This is a genomic window from Vibrio ichthyoenteri ATCC 700023 (assembly GCF_000222605.1).
Classification (GTDB): domain Bacteria; phylum Pseudomonadota; class Gammaproteobacteria; order Enterobacterales; family Vibrionaceae; genus Vibrio; species Vibrio ichthyoenteri.
The window spans coordinates 1-486 of sequence record NZ_AFWF01000100.1; the positions used below are offsets into that span (position 1 = coordinate 1).

Below are 486 nucleotides of genomic sequence, written 5' to 3' on the forward strand. Positions count from 1 at the left end.
CGGTGATATCCCGCACCGTCTAAGATGATATGGAGCTTATGATTTAATGGGTAACTCTCTCTAAGCTTGCAGAAAAAGCGAACAATCGTTTCACTGTTAATGCTCTCGTAATCGTGAATAATGGTTGCACCAATATCCGACAGGTTCAGTGCACCAACAATGTTTAATCGGCTACGATTACCAGTTGTTTCAATCACTTTATCTTGACCAGTACGTATCCAGCCATGAGATATTTTGGTGGATAATGTTGGGTGAACTGCATCGATAAATACTATCGACTCATCCTTACCACAGCTTGCCTTTAGCGCTTCGTAAGCATCTATGAAAGCTTGTTGTTTTGCCTCATCAAACTTGTGTGGAACGCCTTTTGGCTGCTTGTAGCTAAAACTATTGTGGTGAAGCCATTTGTTCATGCCAGACACAGTGTAATCAAGTCCAAATGTCTCTTTAACGAAGGCAACAATTTGATGAGTGTGAGAATAGGTT

1 protein-coding gene is annotated in these 486 nt (G+C 41.2%); it reads right to left on the reverse strand.

The features are described from left to right. A partial coding sequence (locus RH85_RS08605) for an IS630 family transposase (protein WP_006711834.1) occupies positions 1-486 on the reverse strand: 486 nt, incomplete at both ends.